A 19363-nucleotide genomic window follows, 5' to 3' on the forward strand; every position below is an offset into this window, starting at 1 on the left:
CCCGTGGATGAACCTGACCTGACCGGCCTTAAGAACAAAGGATTGTGCCGAGAGCACGCGGATGAAATTTTTAAATGTTCAGCCGGTCATTTTATCATTAACGAGTTTCTCATATATTTTTAAAAACCTTCGGGCATAAGGCTATGGCAGACGGATAAAAAGTTTTATTTTCTTAATTTTATTGATAATAACGAGGATTTTCGGATGAACTCCCATGAACCGAGGGTTCACAAAGGGCAATGAAAACCCCACCCTCACCCGGACCCTCTCCCTGAGGGAGAGGGTGCTTAGTTTTTATCCCCTCCCCTTCAAGGGGAGGGTTAGGGTGGGGATGGGGTTGATTTTCGGATGAACCCTCATGAGCGGGGCGCTCACAAAGGGAAATGAAAATAGTAAACAGTAAGCAGTGAGCAGTAAACAGGAAAGGCAGTCTTTATCTGCTAACTGCTTACCGCTTACTGCTTACTTGGGGTCACTTTCAGATGAAGCTTAGTTTAATAAATCTTGGCTGTCCAAAGAATCAGGTTGATTCAGAGATAATGCTCGGCCTTCTTCATGAGGCGGGTTTTGAATTTAGCGCTAATGAGGAAGAGGCGGATATTATTATTGTGAATACCTGCGGATTTATTGATGCGGCAAAAGAGGAATCAGTAAATACACTCATCCAATTGGGTGAATATAAGAATACCGGAAGGTGCAGACTCCTTATCGCATCAGGATGTCTTTCTCAGAGATATAAAGATGAGCTTTTAAAGGAGTTGCCGGAGATTGATGCTGTTGTGGGGACAGGGTCATTTACAGATGTAGTAGAGATATGCAGGAAGTTCGTAAGTGAAAATAACCCCATCCCCACCCTAACCCTCCCCTTGAAGGGGAGGGAAAACAATGCATCCTCTGGTCAGGGGGAGGAGGGATTTGTGCCCCGCCATCACCAGATATACATCTCTGACCCTTCAAATTTCAATTATGAATCACCGCTTCCAAGAATCAGGATAAGCCCTGCCCATACTGCCTTTGTAAAGATTGCAGAGGGGTGTGACCATACCTGTACCTTCTGCATTATCCCTGAATTGAGGGGCAGACAGAGGAGCCGCAGTATTGAATCCATTGCAGGCGAAGTGGAACGGCTTGCCTCTGAGGGAGTTGTAGAAATAAACCTTGTGGCACAGGATTCTACTGCTTATGGAAGGGACTTGAAAGAATCAAACGCACTATCAAAATTGCTCAGAAGGCTTGCAAATATAAAAGATATAAAATGGATACGCCTGCTTTACACATATCCCGGTTCTTTTACAAAAGACCTTATTGAAGTGATGGCAGGAGAGGAAAAGGTCTGTAAATATATTGATATGCCTGTCCAGCATATCAATGATACTATTCTAAACAGGATGCACAGGGGGCATACAAGAAAGAGTATTTACAGAACGGTTGAGACACTTAGGGAGAAGATTCATGGAGTAATATTAAGGACATCCCTTATCGTTGGTTTTCCCGGTGAGACAGAGGAGCAGTTCAATGAACTGGCAGAATTTGTGAAGGATATTGCGTTTGAACGGCTCGGTGTTTTTACCTATTCCAATGAAGAGGGTACAGGGGCTTATGCCTTTTCCGGACAGATAAAAGAAAAAGAAATGAAGAAAAGACGGGATACCATAATGAAAATCCAGCAGAAAATATCCCTGAAAAAAAACAGGCAACTTATCGGCAGTAAACAGATGGTACTTGTTGACGGTCCGTCACAGGAAGCCCCTTATCTTTTAGAAGGTAGGACATCCACACAGGCCCCTGAGATTGACGGCGTTGTATATTTAACAGACACAGCAGGCAACACGCCGATTCAGGGGGAAATTATTCCAGTTGAAATTACAGATGCACATCCCTATGATTTGATAGGAAAGGCTGTTTAACCCGATTTACGTAATTCGCACAAACAGCACTACAATCGCTATTACTGAAAGGACTATTGCCCCGCCGTAGCAGATAAATGGCATGATGCAGTTCAGCCATCCGATACGGAGGTCTTCAATGGTAAGGCGGATGCGGTGTGCGGCATGAAATAATGGAAAGGATATTATGGAGAACAGAAATAGCTTTACTATGATTCCGTAAGGGGAACCAAATACCAGTGTCATCCTCTCGTAGCTGAGCAAGTCCTGAGATACCCAACCCAATGGTATGGCTATACCATGCAGAAATATATGAACCGGCAGGAAGAATGCGGCTATCATACCCCCAAGTCCGAACAGCGACCACCAGAGCGGTTCCAGTTTATTTATCATTTTTAACAGACCCATCACCTACCCCTTAACTATAATTATAAATAACACAACTGATACGACTACCCACACTACATAGTTTGCTATAGTAACAAGCCCCGGTGAGAGCGGCTTTTTCCCGAAGATGCGTCCGGAAATCTTAAACCAGGTTATCATGTTATACATCACGAATATCCAGATTATTGCATGTAATATGACCATCCATCCTGAATTGAATATGGCGGTTTTGATATTGTAAATCTCAGCACCCTGAGATAAGGCACAGAGCCGTATCAGCAGGAAGATGGCGTAAAGTGCAACAAAGACACTGCTCAGCTCCCTCAGCATGAATAAGGTATAAGACCCCTTCTTCAGCCACCATGTATTAGGCATGGGGCGCCTGTAGGTCTTCGTTGGCTCTGATACTGGTTTACCTGAATGCTTCATCCGAGAATCTTCTCCGGCGGGTAAGAAAACCCCGCCTATCCATCCATAAATTGAGGATAGGCGGGACATTCTTGTCCCGCTGATTTTCATGTCCCTTAGTGAACAACTCGCTCAGGGATGTTTCATGTCTATTTATTCCCCTTTAAAAAGGAGAAGAACCAATTCGTTGCATTGTCTACCTTTGTCCTCTGTATTGAGGCTGACGGGTCTACATGCTTGGGGCAGACCTCTGTGCAGTCACCGACAACCGTGCACTTCCATACCCCATCCTCACTTGCAAGAAACTTTCGCCTCTCATCTTTTCCCTGGTCCCTTGAGTCATTATTATAACGGTATCCAAGGGCTATTACTGCCGGGCCGACAAAATCAGGATGAAGACCGTAAACCGGACATGCTGCATAGCAAAGGGTACAGTTGATACAAAGGGTCTGCTGATAATAGTTATCCATCTGTTTTGTTGTCTGGATGTACTCGCTTGATGTGTCATCCTCATCACTCTTATTTTTTCTGATAATCCATGGTTTGACTTCCTTGAGTTTTTCCATGAAGTCTGTAAGTTCCACCACAAGGTCCCTGATAATGGGAAAGTTTGCAAGCGGTTCAAGGGTAATCTCTCCGGGATAAAACTCATTAAGATAGGTAGAACAAGCGAGCCGAGGAGTCCCGTTTACCATCATACCGCAACTACCGCAGACAGCCATCCTGCAGGACCACCGGTATGTTAGTGAGCCGTCAAGCTCAGCCTTGATGTAGTTCAGTGCATCAAGGATACCCCAGTCGTTATGATATGGAATTGAATAGGTCTGTTGCCTTAATTCCTTATCTGTATCCGGGTTATAACGTGTAACTGTTATTTTGATTTCTTCTGCCATTATAAATTTCTTTCCTCTTAACTCTTTGTAGCCTGCTTCAATCAAAAATCTCCATAGCTCACCCTCCCCCTAACCCCCTCCCGTCAAGGGGGAGGGGATTTTCACGGTGTATTAGTACTTTCTCTCTTCAGGCTGCCATTTTGTAATCGTTACCGGCAATGTCTCTCTTCTCGGGCCGTCTTTAGACATATAAGTAAGTGAATGATGCAGGAACTGTTCATCATTCCTTGTCGGGTAATCCTTTCTCGCATGTCCGCCCCTTGATTCTTTTCTTACCTGGGCACACAAGGCAATTACATGGGCTATCTCAAGCATATTATCAAGTTCCATGGCTTGAATCAGTTCTGTATTGAATACACGGCTCTGCTGGGTCAGTGATATCTTATTGAACCGTTCTTTTAGCCGCTGTATTAACTGGATTCCATCTTTCAATCCTTCTTCAGTCCGATATATACCGACCTTCTCATCCATTGTCTTGCGAAGGTCAGTAAGGATAGCACCTATCTTCTCTTTTCCGTTTCCTGCCTTCATATACCGCTTCTGAATAAAATCCATACGCTCTTTTGCAAGAGACTGGAGCCTATCATTAGAAGCAGGTTTGGCAGTAGAGACATATTCCACGGCCGCCCTTCCTGCCCTCGCCCCAAAGACAAGCAGTTCTGTCAGGGAATTGGAACCGAGACGGTTTGCACCATGAATACTGACACAACCGGCCTCACCTGCGGCATAGAGTCCGGTAATTGGTGTCTTCCCATCCTTATCGCAATGGATTCCCCCCATTGTATAGTGCATAGTAGGACGAATCGGTATTGGTTCATGTACAGGGTCTACGCCTGCAAAATCAAGGCAAAGCTCACGCACCATAGGGAGTTTGTCCATTATCTTTGCTTCACCGAGGTGTCTCAGGTCAAGGTGTATATAAGAGCCATAGGTACCCTGAAACCCCCTGCCTGCAAGGATCTCTTCAATAATCGAGCGTGAAACAATATCACGCGGTGCAAGTTCCATTTTTGACGGTGCATAGTTCTCCATAAACCTCTTACCGTCTTTGTTGAAGAGGTAGCCGCCCTCGCCCCTTGATGCCTCAGTAATCAGGATGCCTGTTCTCATCAGACCTGACGGATGGAATTGAATGAACTCCATGTCTTTGATAGGTGCACCGGCACGATAGGTCATTGCCGCGCCGTCTGCTGTCAGGATCCCTGCATTGCTTGTAAATGCATACATCCTTCCAACTCCTCCGGTACAGAGGATAACAGCCTTTGCAGCAATAATGGAGAATACCCCTGTCCTTGTATTTAAGGCTAATACGCCTCCTACCTTCCCGTTATCTACGAGCAGGGCAGAGACGTGCCATTCATCATAACGTTTCAAAGTGTCATATTTAAGTGAGGTCTGGAATAGTGCATGGAGCAGATGAAAGCCGGTCTTGTCTGCCGCATGGAGCGTACGCTTCCTGCTCATCCCGCCGAACCACCGCGCTGCGATAGTACCATCCTCTTCACGGTTCCACGGGCATCCCCACCGCTCTATCTGACGTACCTCATTCGTTGCATCACGAACAAACACCTCTACCGCGTCCTGGTCAGCAAGAAAGTCGCTTCCTTTTATGGTGTCATAGGCATGGAGATCATGAGAATCATCTGCCTTTAGAACAGCGGCAGAACCGCCCTCTGCGGCAACAGTATGGCTCCTCATCGGATAAACCTTGGAGATAACCGCAGTCTTCAGAGATGGATTTACCCGGCTGATCTCAATCCCTGCCCTAAGCCCCGCCCCGCCGCCGCCTACTATTAAAATGTCGTGTGTTAGTATGTCCATTAACTTTGTCTTTACTGCAAGGGTTTTTATAATAAAGCCTTAGGGTTTATTATGTCAAGAATTTTTTATTTTATTTTTTTATTGAGTCGGCTTCTGCCATCTCAGCACAGGTTTTTTTACTGCCTGAGCCTCATCAAGCCTTTTTACTATCATGGTGTGCGGGGCATTCTTAACAATATCAGGAGTTGTCTCAACTTCCTTTGCAATTGTAATCATGACATCACAGAACTTATCAAGGGTCTCTTTAGACTCTGTTTCAGTAGGCTCTATCATAATCGCCTCTTCAACCACAAGCGGGAAGTTTACAGTAGGCGGATGAAAACCAAAATCCTGAATCCTCTTTGAAATATCCCATGCATGTACACCCTTTTCCTTCTGAAGTTTTGAAGAGAATACACATTCATGCATTGACTGGCCTGCAATGGGAAGGGTGTAATAGCCTTCAAGGCGTTTCTTGATATAATTGGCATTTATTATTGCATTCCTGCTGATATCATGAATACATGCAGCCCCCATCTTCTTTATATAGGTATAAGCCTTAACGAGTACGCCGAAGTTGCTGTAGAATCCATGAATACTCCCTATACTCTGAGGCCTGTTGTAATCAAAATAATATCTGTCTCCATCCTTTTCTACAGTCGGAACAGGGATAAATGGTGCAAGCTTTTCAACGACACCGATTGGCCCTGCACCGGGACCGCCTCCCCCATGAGGGGTTGAAAATGTCTTGTGCAGATTGATATGAACCACATCAAAACCCATGTCACCAGGCCGTGTTATTCCGAGCAGGGCATTAAGATTTGCACCATCCATATAGAGAAGTGCCCCTGCCTCATGTATAAGTCTTGAAATCTCCACAATGTCTTTTTCAAATAGCCCAAGCGTATTCGGATTTGTAATCATCACAGCCGCACAATCAGAATCAAGTACCTTCTTCAGCTCATTTATATCTACAAGCCCCTCTCTTGTAGACTTGATAACCGTTACATCATATCCCGCAAGTGCAGCACTGGCAGGGTTTGTGCCGTGTGCAGAGTCAGGGATAATCACCCTTTTACGCGGACTACCATTAGACTCATGATATGACCTAATTACAAGCATACCGGACATCTCACCATGTGCACCGGCTGCAGGCTGAAGAGAGACCCTGTTCATGCCGGAGATTTCTTTAAGGCACACCTCAAGCTCATACATAAGTTTTAATGAACCCTGAGATAGGTGCTCAGGCTGTAATGGATGTGAATGCAGGAAACCAGGCATCTTTGCTGTCTCTTCGTTCAGCTTGGGATTGTATTTCATGGTACATGAGCCGAGTGGATAGAATCCCAAGTCCAACCCAAAGTTCATTTGGGAAAGCCTTGTAAAGTGCCTGATAAGTTCTACTTCGCTGACCTCTGGAAGATTGACATCCTCTTTCTTTATCAGGTCAGCCGGTATAAGTGAACTGAGTTCATTGTCCGGCACATCAAGGGCAGGCAGTGAATAACTGCGGCGGCCCGGGGCACCTGTTTCAAAAATTAGTTTCATGTCTATAAAACCCCATCCCCACCCTAACCCTCCCCTTGAAGGGGAGGGAATTGCTTAGGTTTTGCTTTTGTCTTTTTATCTGCTTACTGTTTACAGCCTTAGACTATACTTCAGCCAATATCTTTACCAGCTTATCTATCTCACTCTTTGTACGTTTCTCTGTTACACAGAAAAGTATATGATTGCCCAGCTCAGGGTAGTATGTACCCATGTCAAGACCTCCGACTATCTTTTCTTTTTCAAGCATCTTATTTATTACAGAAGGAGGGACAGGGGTTTTTACAACGAACTCCTTAAATACCGGCGATGTAAATGGTATGGAATAACCGTTTAATTCACCTATCTTCTGTTTTGCATAAGCTGTTTTATTCAAACATAGTGATGCTGTTTCTCTAATGCCATTTTTACCCATAGCTGACATGTATACAGTAGCGGCAAGGGCCATGAGTGCCTGATTTGAACATATATTTGAGGTGGCCCGCTCCCTCTTGATATGCTGTTCCCTTGTCTGGAATGTGAGGCAGTAACCAACTTTTCCTTCCTTATCTGTAGTAGCACCCACAATCCTGCCGGGCATTTTACGAACATGCTCCATGCGGGTTGCAAAGAAACCGAGATAAGGCCCGCCGAAACTTAACGGGATTCCAAGAGGCTGACCCTCTCCAACCACTATCTCTGCCCCGAGTTCTCCCGGTGACTTTAACAGGCCAAGTGCAATAGGGTCAGCAACAATAACGGATGCAGCACCGGCCTTATGTGTCATATCAATAATAGTCTTAATGTCCTCTATTGAACCCAAGAAATTCGGATACTGTATTATTACAGCGGCAGTCTTGTCTGTGATGGCCTGAGAAAGTTTATTTATATCTGTTATTCCATTGGATGACTCTATTGTTTTTACAGGATGTTTAAGCCCTGAGTTATATGCAGCCAATACCCTTCTGTATCTGGGATTTACTGTGGAAGATATTACGATTTCATTCCTCTTAGCAATCCTTATTGCCATCATAGCCGCCTCTGCCATTGCTGATGCACCATCATACATAGAGGCATTTGCGACTTCCATTCCTGTCAGTTCGCATATCATTGTCTGGTATTCAAATATTGTCTGAAGCACACCCTGACTCATCTCAGCCTGGTATGGGGTATATGCAGTGTAAAATTCTGATCGTGAGATTATATGGGGGACTACTGCCGGTATAAAATGGTCATACGCACCTGCACCAAGAAAGCAGGTAAAGTCATCAGCATTTACATTCATGATGGAGAGAGACTTCAGTTCACTCATGACTTCAAGTTCAGATAAAGGTGCGGATAGATTGAGTTCGCCCTTCAGCCTGATTTCAGGAGGGATGTTACTGATGAGTTCATCATAAGATGACACACCAATGACTCTGAGCATCTCTTTTTGGTCTTCAGGAGTGTTCGGTATGTATTCCATACTATTTACCGTTTTTACCTTTTTTATAAAATGGAAGTTCAACAACCACCGCCACCGCTGCCTTGCCGCGTATGTCTATAAATATCTCAGACCCCGGTTTTGAATAATTTGGAAGTACATAACCAAGCCCTATACCTTTTTTGAGGCTTGGTGAAAAATTTCCGCTTGTTACAACACCAAGTGTCTTTCCGTTTGAATATATACGGTGTCCGTGACGGGGTATCCCTTTCCCCAACACCTCAAAACCGATGAGCTTACGTTCTATGCCCTTTTCCTTTTGTTGTAAGATGGCCGCTTTGCCTACAAAATCCTCTTTATCAAGTGCCACCGCCTTTTCAAGACTACACTCAAGCGGTGTTGTATTATCATCCATATCACTTCCATAGAGGAGATAGCCCATCTCAAGTCTCAGGGTATCTCTTGCCCCCAATCCTGCCGGCTTAATGCCGACAGCCTCACCCTGTTTCATAAGGGATTCCCATATTCCGGTAGCAATTACAGCAGGAACAAACAACTCGTATCCCTTTTCACCACTAAAACCGGTACGGGCTATTAATGAATCCATCCCACCGAGCCTTCCCTGAAGGAATGTCCTAAGTTTTATTGAAGAGATATCAAGGTCAGTCAATGGCTGGAGAATACCAAGTGATTCCGGTCCCTGTATTGCAATCTGTGCTATGGTGTCGCTGAGGTCTTCTATAGTTACATTGGAAAACTTTTCTGCGTTTGCCTTAATCCAGTTCAGGCATTTTTCCCTGTTGGAGGCATTAACACAAACAAGGTAGCTGTTTCTGTCGAGCTTATATATGAAGAGGTCATCTATAACCCCGCCTCGTTCATTACAAAAAAGGGTATAAAAAGCCTGAGACGGCCTCATTCCTGATATATCAGCAGTAGAAAGATATTGCAGAAGCCCCTTTGCCCCCTGCCCGGTTACCTGAATCCTCCCCATGTGAGAGACATCAAACAACCCGGCAGTAGTCCTCACAGCCTTATGTTCCTCAAGCACCCCTGAATAGGATACCGGCATCTCCCATCCGGCAAATTCCACAATCTGTCCATTTAGTGCCTTATGTATATCGTATAATGCCGTTCTTTTACTCATTCGTTATGTCTCCTCCGTATCTTTCTGGTCAGTAAAGGTTTTTTACTATAATACAAAAGGTGAGAAAATATCAAGAGGAGATTTTTATCATAAAGTAAGCAGTGAGCAGAGGATAGAAGATAGAAGCAAGAAGCAAGAAGCAAGAAGTAAGAGGCAAGAAGTAAGAGGCAAGAAGCAAGAGGCAGGAAGTTAGAAGTTAGGTTGCTTTAGAGATGGCAGTGTGTTGTGTATTTTTTGAGTATCAATTGCTAATTTCTTAGTGGCTAATTATTAAGCTATGCAGGCCAACAACATGGCTTTAGTTCGTAACTATATGTTTTTTCAATAGAATACATGCCTTATATAGTTGTAAATCACCTGATTGGCTGTTAAAAATTGGCTTATTTGTCATTTACTGCTAAACATTATATATGGTGGAGTATTGATTATTTCTTAAATATATCAATGAGTTGTATATGTTATGTGGTTTTGGCATGTTTATTGTAAGCTATATAAATCATTTAAGAGAGTTTGTAGTAATTGGTTGGATTTTGTAAAACTGTAGTCCTGCCTTTGACTATCCTGTCTTTCTATTAACATTTAACATTATTAACATTCAAGAGGTGAAGAAATGGAATTGTATCCAAACAACAACAGCTTTGAAAACATTAAGACAGTTGACCCAAATATGATTGAAACCCTGAAAATAGCCGGTAAGGCGGCAATGACAATAGCTACTGTTTTAATTACCGGGGAAAGCGGCACAGGAAAGGAGCTTGTTGCCAAAGGAATTCATAAAATAAGTAATCGGGCAAGGGGACCTTTTATTCCTGTTAATTGTGGAGCTATACCGTCTGAATTGATAGAAAGTGAATTAATGGGGTACGAACGGGGTGCGTTTACAGGGGCGATTAGCAGAAGGATTGGTGATTTTGAGTGTGCAAATGGCGGCACAATATTCTTAGATGAAATTTCCAGTCTTCCATTTAAATTACAGTCTAAATTGCTGAGAGTTATTCAGGAGCGTGAGATAAAAAGAATAGGTTCAGGTAGATTGATTGAATTAGATATACGGATAATAGCTGCCGCAAATGTAGATTTGGCAGAAGAGGTTGAAAAAGGCTGTTTTCGTCATGACCTGTATTTTCGCCTCAATATTATACCTATTGCACTGCCGCCTTTGAGGGATAGAAAAGGCGATATTCCTGTTCTTGTTGAATACCTGATAAAAAAGATTTGCAAAAAATTAAATAAAAACATTCAAGGTTATTCCTCGGAAATAATTTCTGTTTTCGCCCAATATTCATGGCCCGGCAATATCAGGGAATTGGAAAATATTATTGAACGTGTTATTGTTCTTATGGACCATAATAGATATATAACTATAAAAGACCTTCCGCCGAATTTTATTATTTCAAATGTTATAAATTATCAGCAGGTTGGGGAGGATAATGCCGGATTAAAAGAAAAGTGCATGGTATATGAAAAAACGGAAATAGTGAAGGCATTATGCAATACGAAATGGAACAGAGGGAAAGCAGCAAGGCTCTTAAAAATCCATAGAAACACCCTTATCCAGAAGATGAAAAAACTTGATATTCCGGTAAAAGCAAGAGAAGAATATGACCTATAAATAATCTTGGCCTGTAAATTGCATAAATTGCAAATGGAACACTCATGAGCCTCCGGCTCACAAAGGATGATGAAGGTAAGGCCCCCTCACCCGGAGCCCCCCCTCCTGCCTCCCCCCGCAAAGGAGGGGGGAGGAATTTGGTAGGAATTTAATTGCAGCTCTCCCGCTTGGGGAGAGGGAGGCTAACGTTTATTCCCCCTCCCTTGACGGGAGGGGGTTAGGGGGAGGGTGAGCAATGGAGATTTTCAGGTGCAAATATAACGTTAATGATGAATTACCCCCTGGCTTATATACCTAATTTATTGCCTGTCCCAGCGGCCTTATTAGCATTAGGACTAGGGCTTTTTGTATTTTTTCGAAATGTCAGGCATCCTGCTAATATCGGATTCGGCCTTGGGATGTTGTGTTATGTCCTGATCGAATCGGGAAATGCTGTTTTTCTCCTTTCAAACAGTGGTAACCTTGCTGTGCTCGGGAAGAAAATATCTCTTGTCGGTGAAGCCCTCCTGCCTTCAGCATGGTTTTTATTCTCCCTTACATTTGCCCGCGTTAATTATAAAGAGGTATTATTTCGATGGCTGCCCGTAACTGCAGGATTGTTCATAACTTCGCTGGTTTTTATAATGTGGCAGAATTCCTCCCTGTTTTTCTCATTGCCTACATTGGAGATAACACATGAGGTATTATTATTAGGACCAGTCGGCCGGTATTTTTATGTTTTTAAAATTCTTGGGATGGTTATTAACATTATACATCTTGAAAACACACTTCGCTTTTCTTATGGTTCTAAACGTCATCAGGTTAAATATGTGATTATCGGTGTAGGTAGTCTGCTTTCTTTTCAAATCTATCTTGCCAGCAGGGCCATTTTATTTTCTGTACTTGATGTTAATTATATTCCTGCAGGTTCTGTTGTAACGGCGATCTCATCCGGGCTTATGTTGATTGCGATAATTAAACAAAAGCTTCTTAATGTAAACATCTATGTCTCAAGGTATGTTATTTATAATTCACTAACCGTATTTCTTGTGGGTGCCTATCTCCTTTTGGTAGGCTTAATTACTCAGGGGATTAAGTTTATTGGAGGTGAATATGATACATTCTGGAGCCCCCTCTTTATATTCATAGCTTTAACAGGTGTGTTTGTCGTGCTTTTCTCGAGCAGGGTAAAACGTAAACTCCAACTCATTGTTAATAAACATTTCTACCGTCATAAGTATGAATTTAAGGATAAATGGATGGAGACTGTCGAGAAACTCGGCATAAAGAGTGACCTTTCGGACATTAGAACGTCAATAGTTGAAATGATCTCAGAAACAATGGGTCCGAGAGGTGTTTTTCTGTGGCTTCATGATTCTTCTTCCATATATAATATGGCCGCATCTACGGTTAACATTTCCGACCGAATACAGATTGCAGAAAAACACCCGCTGATTTTATACATTAAAGGACATCGTTCACCTTTTTTTCTGACTGAAATCGAGGCAGAAGATGAAAGTGCATTCAGGAAAAATATAACCCCATTGATTGCTATTACCCGCGGTGTGTTGTGCACACCTCTTATAGTTGAGGGAAAGGACCTGATAGGATTTATTATACAGGAGGCAGACATTTCAGGGGAGCCTTATACCTCAGATGATATTGACCTCCTGAAGGCAATATCAGCCCATGCAGCAAATCGGATAAAAAATATCAGTCTTACAGAAGAGATTGTTGCAGCGAAAGAGGCTGAGACATTCCATCAGGTTTCCACTTTCTTTATTCATGATTTAAAGAATCTTGTTTCTACCTTATCCCTTCTGGTGCAGAATTCGGAAGATCATCTTAGTAATCCTTTATTTCAGCAGGATGCAATGAAGACACTAAAGTCTACTGTATCGAAGATGAATTCAATGATTTCTAACCTTACTTTACTTTCAAAGGGGATACATGTTCATTTATCTCCTGTAAACCTTAATAGTCTTCTTGACGAAATAGTATCAAGTCTAAATGGACAGGAGACATCTTCATTAAGGATAATAAAAAAACTTGGCAATGTCCCGTCAGTCAGGGCAGACGGTGAACAGTTAAAAAAGGTATTATTAAATCTTATCCTTAATGCAATAGAGGCGTCACCACCCGATAGTAAGATTAAAGTGGATACTTTATCAAAAAACGGGGATGTTATATTAAGTGTTGCTGATAATGGATGCGGTATGTCCCGTGATTTCATGCAATCATCTCTGTTCAGGCCGTTTAGAACTACAAAGTCCAACGGGCTTGGTATAGGTTTATTCCATTGCAAGAAAATTATTGATGCCCATGAAGGAAAGATCGAGGTGGAGAGTGAAGAAGGAAAGGGTAGTGTATTTCGTGTTATATTGCCGGTGGAAGGGAATTTAAAATGACTGAGCCTAAGTTATTGATTGTTGATGATGATGATTCAATAAGGTCACAGATGAGGTGGGCATTATCTAAAGATTATGCAGTATTTGAGGCTTATGACAGCGCCTCTGCTTTAAATATTGTTAATGCCTCTCATCCGCAAGTGGTAATGCTTGACCTCGGGCTCCCACCTAAGCCGAGGACTGCTGAAGAGGGCTTAAGAACCCTTAAAGAGATACTTGCCTTTGACCCAAATATTAAAGTAATAATTGTTTCAGGGAATACAGAGCGTGAAAATGCATTAAAAGCGATTGACATGGGGGCATTTGATTTTTTTACAAAACCGCCGGTTATGGATGAGGTTCGTGTTGTTATCAAAAGGGCCTTCCACATGTCTGAGCTTGAACAGGAAAACCTCACCCTTCAGCGTCAGAGTCAGGCAGACGGAGTAGAAGGGATACTGGGTAACAGCCCGGCAATGGAATTATTATTTCAGTCTTTAAGAAAGGTTTCAACTGTTGATGTTCCGGTATTAATCCTTGGTGAATCCGGCACCGGTAAAGAACTTACAGCAAGGGCAATACATAAATTAAGTGACCGCCGGGAAGGACCGTTTATAGTGATTAATTGCGGCGCTATACCTGAAACACTTCTCGAGAATGAACTATTCGGACATGAAAAGGGGGCATTTACAAGTGCAGATGCAAGAAAGAAGGGAAAAATTGAGTATGCAGAAGGCGGGACATTGTTCTTAGATGAAGTTGGAGAGTTGAGCCTTCCATTACAGGTGAAACTTCTACGATTCCTTCAGGAACATGTAATTGAGCGGGTCGGCGGTAGAGAGGAGATTGCTGTAGACGTACGTGTAGTTGCAGCAACCAATAGAGATCTCAAGGAGTCTATAGATATTGGGAAATTTCGGGAGGACTTATACTTTCGCCTTAGTGTTATTACCCTTTTTATGCCGCCATTAAGAGAGAGGGGTGATGATATTTCCTTATTGTCCAGGGCATTTCTGAATCGTTTCTCAAGGGAATTTAAAAAGCCTGTCCGTGGGTTTGCTGATGATGTCTCAAAAGTACTGAATAATTATAACTGGCCTGGAAATATCAGGGAACTTGAAAACAGGATTAAAAGGGCAGTTGTTATGGCAGACACTGATTTGCTCTCAGCCGCTGACCTTGAATTCGCTTCATCTAAAAATAAATCACCCAAGAAGTTTGCCTCACTTCAGGAGGCACAGGAGGCCCTTGAAACGACCCTTGCAACTGATGCGCTTACAAAAAATAATGGAAACGTAACTCACGCAGCAAGGGAACTTGGCGTCAGCCGGCAGACACTAACTGCAATGATAAGAAAATACGGGATTACAATTAGAGAAAAGTGAGTTAACTGCCTTCTCTTAATCCCCTCCCCCTTGACGGGGGAGGGACAGGGTGGGGGTGAGCTACGAGGCTTCTTGGATAGGGTAACTGTTAAATTGCTTTACACACTGTTAAAAGACTTTACACTTTTATAACCTATTAGCGTAGATTGTAAAAGGGCAATAAAAAATAATAATAGATAAATCAATAGGTTACAATAGTAAATAAATTTACATAACTATGGTATATAAGTTGCATTTCATTTAAAACAAGATGTTATTGACAATTGACCGATCAGTTTGAGGTGAATCATGGGAAAAATCTTTGTTAATTTTTTTGTTGCGTTTATGCTAAGTATATTCATCTTTGTTATACCGGCATTTGCCATTCCTTCTTTACAGCTTGATATTAAAAATGGTACTTATAACAATTCTACTCAGACCATTGTTGCATCTCAAAACAAATTTACCCTTTATGCATATCTGAAACCTGATTGTAAGGCTTCATTAGAAGATCAGTATTTCATCTCTGTGGCAATCCACCCTCAGGTTACTGTTGATTCTGATTTGGGTGAATTCTCTTTTGCAGGCGACACTTATGGTGTGACCGATGACATGATCTATGGTGATCCACCATTGGAAATAAGCGCCGGAAAGCAGGGGCATGATGCTGGTGATTTAGGTGAGCATGGTATTTTCCCAACATATTTTATGGAATACGCGTTTGAGTTCGATAGCGATAATAGAGCAATAGGTTACGATACACAATTACATCCGGGTCAGGGACCGACTCCATCCAGCAATGGAGATATGTACTATCAAAGCTTTGAAGTTGATATTAGTGCATTAGATAAACCTTATGTGATTCATTTTGACCTGTATAATAGGATAGTATACAATGTATCGCCTAATAAGAATAAATGTTCAAAGACTGGTAAGTCATGCAGCTATGATGTAGATATAAAATCTTTCGCCCCCTTTTCACATGATGCAGAGAGCGGTTTAAAAATCCCTCCGCAACCACCACATGTTCCAGAGCCGTCCACTATTTTACTCCTTGGTACCGGCATATTAGGATTAGGGCTATGGGGAAAAAGAAGGGCATAGAGTGTTACGTGCTGTTTATTCTATTTGCTCTATATTTGCCTTTTTTGTCTTAGTCTTAATCTTAATCTTAGTTTTAACCGTTGAATCTTTTGCCAAACCTAATTTTCAATTCACACCATCGGTCTCTGTCTCAGAAGTATATGACAGTAATGTATATTCTGCATCTTCCTCAACCGAGGATTATGTTTCGAGGATAGGAACTAATCTTGCTGCATCTTATAGTGGACCTAATATTGAGTTTAATGGAGGTTATCTATTAAATTTTAATTCTTATGCAAGTCAGCATAAGGCTAATGTATTTACACATGGGGGTAACATAAATATTGGCCTCGACCGCTGGTTTCAGAGGTTGTTAATTGGTAGCGGGGGCGGGAGGCTTACGGTTACAGAGGGTTTTACCTTTACCCCTGATCTTTCAGATAACAGCCAAAGAGGTAATGGATTAGATAATTATGGCATTAAGATTAAACGAAATAATATATTCAGAAATTCTGCCGGGGTCAACTTCTCACTACCTATTACACAGCGTTTTAATTTAGACACGAATTATTCTAATACCTTAACTAATTATAGTAGTCCGCTATATAAGGATAATATAACGAATACATTAGGGCTTGGAGGAGGTTATTCCCTTAAGAAGGATTTATTATATAGTAACATTAGTATAAGCTCAGCAAGGTCAGGACAAGAAGATTCAAACTACTATTCTATTGCATTAGGGGTAAAACACCCTCTTTCTCAGTCTATATCATTGGATGCGAATACAGGCGTTAGTCTCGTGGCCGCTGAGACAGGGAAAAATCAGACAGCTACACGAGGTAATGTTAACCTTTCAAAACGTATGGAATGGCATACATTCTCAGCAGGTTATTCAAGAAGCCTTAATTCTACAAGCGGCATAAGCGGAACACCCGTTATTGCTGATGTGTATTCCCTAAATCTCTCCAACATACACTCACAGTTCCTCTCATCCGGTATTGAAGCTTCCTATTCTACTAACAAGTCAATTAAAGGAAGCGATGTGGATACACAATCTTACCATATAAGCGGAAACCTGAATTATACGATCAGGAAATGGTTGACCTGTTCCTTCTCTATGTCACATTTCAATCAATTGTCTCAGATTGCAACAATTTCTGAGATGAAACGCAACCAGATAACCCTCTCTATAGTTAGTAGATGGCTGTAGTGACAGGAAATTTAACACCTACAACTTTGATATATCCTATTGAAATATCTATCTATTCCCCATAGATTTGCAGTGAATAAGAATTACTGATGAGAATAGGTGACAAGAAATTTAACACTTGATATATCGTATGTAACTCATTGATATTATTGTTATATTATTGTTGTTGTTTACCAATGAAACATAAATAGATGGCAATGTGTATTGTTTAATGACTGAAAAATTAACACTTCAGAGGTGATAGTTATTTATCATAATATTCAGAACCCTGTAAATTCAGATAGTTACATAATTGGCATATAGCTTGCAATAATATTAAATCAACAACAATGTTTAATAAAGAATTTAAAATATAATCTGCAAGACTTGTTGGAAATAATAAAAATCTAAAAATGAAAGGAGGTGAAAATATGAAAAACTTTATAAAAGTAAAAGTATGGGGGAGTATCTTGACGATGGTGGCTACAGTATTCGTGCTTGGCGCATTTACTGATGCTAAAGCAATCCCAACAATCATACATGAGGGTGTAGAGGATCTTTATGATAGTGGTGGAACACTTGTGACTGGTTGTAGTGGGTCTGGGTGTATAGCTAGCACTTTCCAATTTGGTAATATTGATGGCAACAAATTGTGGGAGGTTTGGGAAAAGGTTTACTATGACCCAACCCCAAATACAACAAGATATGTTTACACTGTTGCTAATGATCTTATTGCTGATCCAATTACCTCTTTCCATGTTATGAATGGTGGTCACACCGGTGTTGGTACGGCTCCAGCAGGCTGGACAATCAATCAGGCTGGAGGGTGGTGGATATGGGATACTAATAACTCAGCAAATGGAATCACAATAGGAACTACTCTGAATTCTATGACTGTTACACTAAGCGGTTATGTCCCGGTAACATTTAGTAATGCCAAAGTTGACTACATTGATGGAAATGGCAATAAGATTGTCCTGTCATCTCCACATTGGAAGGTATCTCACCCAGTTCCAGAACCGGCTACCCTACTTCTCATGGGAGCAGGCCTTGTTGGACTTGGTATTTTTGGCAGAAAAAAGATCAAAGCTTAAATGGTTATTTAAACTTTAACCTATTGAGTACAAAAAGGGTGTCTACCTAATAAGTAGTCACCCTTTTTTATTTTTTATACAAGAATTTTTCTGTAAAAAATTCCTTACGCTTTACCGTAGTACTTGCAAAATAATAGTTAATTGGTATAATTTTACTTGACAAAAGAGAGCGGAGGTTTTTTATGCCTACACTATATGTTAAGGATATACCAGATGATCTTTACAGAAAACTGAAGGTCAGGGCGGAAAAAGAAAGGCGGTCTATTAGCGCTGAGACCATAGTTCTTTTGGAAGAGGCTTTTGGACATTCTGGAGAGAATAGCGATATCATGGCATCTGTTAAAGCTATAAGGGCTAAATACCGTCTCAGTGCAGGGAAGACACTTGTTGAGTTATTAAGAGAGGATAGAGAGCGGTGACTATTGCTGTAATTGATGCCAGTGTGGCTATTAAGTGGTTTTTTACGGAAGAGGATGGAGAGCCTTATACAGCAGAAGCGTATTCGTTGCTTAGCAGGATAGTTTCAGGGAACTTAAAGGCAATTGTTCCTGTTTTATTTTTTTCTGAGTGTGCAAATGTATTATGGAAGGCGTGTAGGTTGAGAGGATTTCCCAATGAGGCTGCGACAGAAGCCCTTAATAATCTGCTTTTAATAAACCTTGAGGTGTTTAATGATAAGGAGTTCATAGATATAGCTCTTAAACTTTCCATTAAACATAACCGCCCGGTGTACGATTGTCTTTATCTTGCCATAGCAGAAGTCAGTAGTCTTGATCTTATTACAGCAGATGAAAAATTTTATAATGCCTTGAAGGGGTTGTATAAAAATATAAAATGGATCAGAGAATAACCTAACAGACTGTCATGGTTCGACAAGCTCACCATGACACCTTGTCTGTCGTAGCGTCGGGGTTTATCCCCGACGTCTAAGGTTCATCTGCCGTAGACCTCCAAGTTAGCCTTCTGAGACGTTGGGGGTAAACCCCAACGCTACGAAAACCATTGTACAGAATTTTCATCCCCCTTTGTGAGCGACCCACTCATGAAAGTTTATCCGAAAATCAACCCCATCCCCACCCCCCGATAACTACTTCGGGGGCAGGCTCTAACCCTCCCCCTAACCCCCTCCCGTCAAGGGAGGGGGAATTCTGGATACATCAAGTCTGATGCAGTGATTAGCATTATAC

16 protein-coding genes are annotated in these 19363 nt (G+C 41.8%); 9 read left to right on the forward strand and 7 right to left on the reverse strand.

Annotated features, from left to right (window positions below):
* Window positions 1-482: 482 nt before the first annotated feature.
* Window positions 483-1907, forward strand: a complete 1425-nt coding sequence (gene rimO / locus HZA08_14185; GenBank protein ID MBI5194567.1) for a 30S ribosomal protein S12 methylthiotransferase RimO — start codon at window positions 483-485, stop codon at window positions 1905-1907.
* A gap of 6 nt (window positions 1908-1913) precedes the next feature.
* Here the strand turns inward: rimO and HZA08_14190 are convergent, their stop codons facing one another.
* The 7 genes from HZA08_14190 to gcvT all read right to left on the reverse strand — a co-directional run bounded on the left by HZA08_14190 (window position 1914) and on the right by gcvT (window position 9468).
* Complete coding sequence (locus HZA08_14190; protein MBI5194568.1) at window positions 1914-2294, reverse strand: fumarate reductase subunit D; 381 nt, start codon at window positions 2292-2294, stop codon at window positions 1914-1916.
* Between the two features lie 3 nt (window positions 2295-2297).
* Window positions 2298-2702, reverse strand: coding sequence for a hypothetical protein (locus HZA08_14195; GenBank protein ID MBI5194569.1), 405 nt, complete (start codon window positions 2700-2702; stop codon window positions 2298-2300).
* Window positions 2703-2830: 128 nt separating this feature from the next.
* On the reverse strand, window positions 2831-3574 hold the full coding sequence (locus HZA08_14200; GenBank protein ID MBI5194570.1) for a succinate dehydrogenase/fumarate reductase iron-sulfur subunit: 744 nt from the start codon (window positions 3572-3574) through the stop codon (window positions 2831-2833).
* A gap of 111 nt (window positions 3575-3685) precedes the next feature.
* Window positions 3686-5395, reverse strand: a complete 1710-nt coding sequence (locus tag HZA08_14205; protein ID MBI5194571.1) for an FAD-binding protein — start codon at window positions 5393-5395, stop codon at window positions 3686-3688.
* Window positions 5396-5473: 78 nt separating this feature from the next.
* On the reverse strand, window positions 5474-6922 hold the full coding sequence (gene gcvPB / locus HZA08_14210) for an aminomethyl-transferring glycine dehydrogenase subunit GcvPB (GenBank protein ID MBI5194572.1): 1449 nt from the start codon (window positions 6920-6922) through the stop codon (window positions 5474-5476).
* A 103-nt stretch (window positions 6923-7025) separates the two neighbouring features.
* Window positions 7026-8363 (reverse strand): aminomethyl-transferring glycine dehydrogenase subunit GcvPA, encoded by a 1338-nt coding sequence (gene gcvPA, locus HZA08_14215; protein ID MBI5194573.1) that lies wholly within the window; start codon window positions 8361-8363, stop codon window positions 7026-7028.
* Between the two features lies 1 nt (window position 8364).
* Window positions 8365-9468, reverse strand: a complete 1104-nt coding sequence (gene gcvT / locus HZA08_14220; protein MBI5194574.1) for a glycine cleavage system aminomethyltransferase GcvT — start codon at window positions 9466-9468, stop codon at window positions 8365-8367.
* A 610-nt stretch (window positions 9469-10078) separates the two neighbouring features.
* Between gcvT and HZA08_14225 the strand changes: the two genes are divergently transcribed.
* From HZA08_14225 to HZA08_14260, 8 genes are all read left to right on the forward strand, one after another.
* On the forward strand, window positions 10079-11080 hold the full coding sequence (locus HZA08_14225; protein ID MBI5194575.1) for a sigma-54-dependent Fis family transcriptional regulator: 1002 nt from the start codon (window positions 10079-10081) through the stop codon (window positions 11078-11080).
* 266 nt (window positions 11081-11346) lie between these two features.
* A complete protein-coding gene (gene prsK, locus HZA08_14230; protein MBI5194576.1) occupies window positions 11347-13467 on the forward strand; it encodes a PEP-CTERM system histidine kinase PrsK in 2121 nt (706 codons plus the stop codon).
* Window positions 13464-14831 (forward strand): PEP-CTERM-box response regulator transcription factor, encoded by a 1368-nt coding sequence (gene prsR, locus HZA08_14235; GenBank protein MBI5194577.1) that lies wholly within the window; start codon window positions 13464-13466, stop codon window positions 14829-14831. The genes prsK and prsR overlap by 4 nt, the downstream gene beginning before the upstream one ends.
* Before the next feature lie 288 nt (window positions 14832-15119).
* The gene (locus HZA08_14240; GenBank protein MBI5194578.1) at window positions 15120-15914 is read left to right on the forward strand and encodes a choice-of-anchor N protein; all 795 of its coding nucleotides are present in this window, start codon (window positions 15120-15122) and stop codon (window positions 15912-15914) included.
* Window position 15915: 1 nt separating this feature from the next.
* Window positions 15916-17103 (forward strand): hypothetical protein, encoded by a 1188-nt coding sequence (locus tag HZA08_14245; protein ID MBI5194579.1) that lies wholly within the window; start codon window positions 15916-15918, stop codon window positions 17101-17103.
* Between the two features lie 410 nt (window positions 17104-17513).
* Complete coding sequence (locus HZA08_14250; protein ID MBI5194580.1) at window positions 17514-18176, forward strand: PEP-CTERM sorting domain-containing protein; 663 nt, start codon at window positions 17514-17516, stop codon at window positions 18174-18176.
* 182 nt (window positions 18177-18358) lie between these two features.
* A complete protein-coding gene (locus HZA08_14255; GenBank protein ID MBI5194581.1) occupies window positions 18359-18595 on the forward strand; it encodes a hypothetical protein in 237 nt (78 codons plus the stop codon).
* Window positions 18592-19026, forward strand: a complete 435-nt coding sequence (locus HZA08_14260) for a type II toxin-antitoxin system VapC family toxin (GenBank protein MBI5194582.1) — start codon at window positions 18592-18594, stop codon at window positions 19024-19026. Before HZA08_14255 ends, HZA08_14260 begins: the two co-directional genes overlap by 4 nt.
* Window positions 19027-19363: the final 337 nt, after the last annotated feature.

The organism is Nitrospirota bacterium (assembly GCA_016212215.1).
Classification (GTDB): Bacteria; Nitrospirota; 9FT-COMBO-42-15; order HDB-SIOI813; family HDB-SIOI813; genus JACRGV01.

What these genes read in the sequence shown, in the direction of transcription:
- rimO (MBI5194567.1), top strand. Translation starts at nt 483, where the DNA reads ATGAAGCTTAGTTTAATAAATCTTGGCTGTCCAAAGAATCAGGTTGAT.
- HZA08_14190 (MBI5194568.1), bottom strand. Translation starts at nt 2,294, where the DNA reads ATGGGTCTGTTAAAAATGATAAATAAACTGGAACCGCTCTGGTGGTCG.
- HZA08_14195 (MBI5194569.1), bottom strand. Translation starts at nt 2,702, where the DNA reads ATGAAGCATTCAGGTAAACCAGTATCAGAGCCAACGAAGACCTACAGG.
- HZA08_14200 (MBI5194570.1), bottom strand. Translation starts at nt 3,574, where the DNA reads ATGGCAGAAGAAATCAAAATAACAGTTACACGTTATAACCCGGATACA.
- HZA08_14205 (MBI5194571.1), bottom strand. Translation starts at nt 5,395, where the DNA reads ATGGACATACTAACACACGACATTTTAATAGTAGGCGGCGGCGGGGCG.
- gcvPB (MBI5194572.1), bottom strand. Translation starts at nt 6,922, where the DNA reads ATGAAACTAATTTTTGAAACAGGTGCCCCGGGCCGCCGCAGTTATTCA.
- gcvPA (MBI5194573.1), bottom strand. Translation starts at nt 8,363, where the DNA reads ATGGAATACATACCGAACACTCCTGAAGACCAAAAAGAGATGCTCAGA.
- gcvT (MBI5194574.1), bottom strand. Translation starts at nt 9,468, where the DNA reads ATGAGTAAAAGAACGGCATTATACGATATACATAAGGCACTAAATGGA.
- HZA08_14225 (MBI5194575.1), top strand. Translation starts at nt 10,079, where the DNA reads ATGGAATTGTATCCAAACAACAACAGCTTTGAAAACATTAAGACAGTT.
- prsK (MBI5194576.1), top strand. Translation starts at nt 11,347, where the DNA reads ATGATGAATTACCCCCTGGCTTATATACCTAATTTATTGCCTGTCCCA.
- prsR (MBI5194577.1), top strand. Translation starts at nt 13,464, where the DNA reads ATGACTGAGCCTAAGTTATTGATTGTTGATGATGATGATTCAATAAGG.
- HZA08_14240 (MBI5194578.1), top strand. Translation starts at nt 15,120, where the DNA reads ATGGGAAAAATCTTTGTTAATTTTTTTGTTGCGTTTATGCTAAGTATA.
- HZA08_14250 (MBI5194580.1), top strand. Translation starts at nt 17,514, where the DNA reads ATGAAAAACTTTATAAAAGTAAAAGTATGGGGGAGTATCTTGACGATG.
- HZA08_14255 (MBI5194581.1), top strand. Translation starts at nt 18,359, where the DNA reads ATGCCTACACTATATGTTAAGGATATACCAGATGATCTTTACAGAAAA.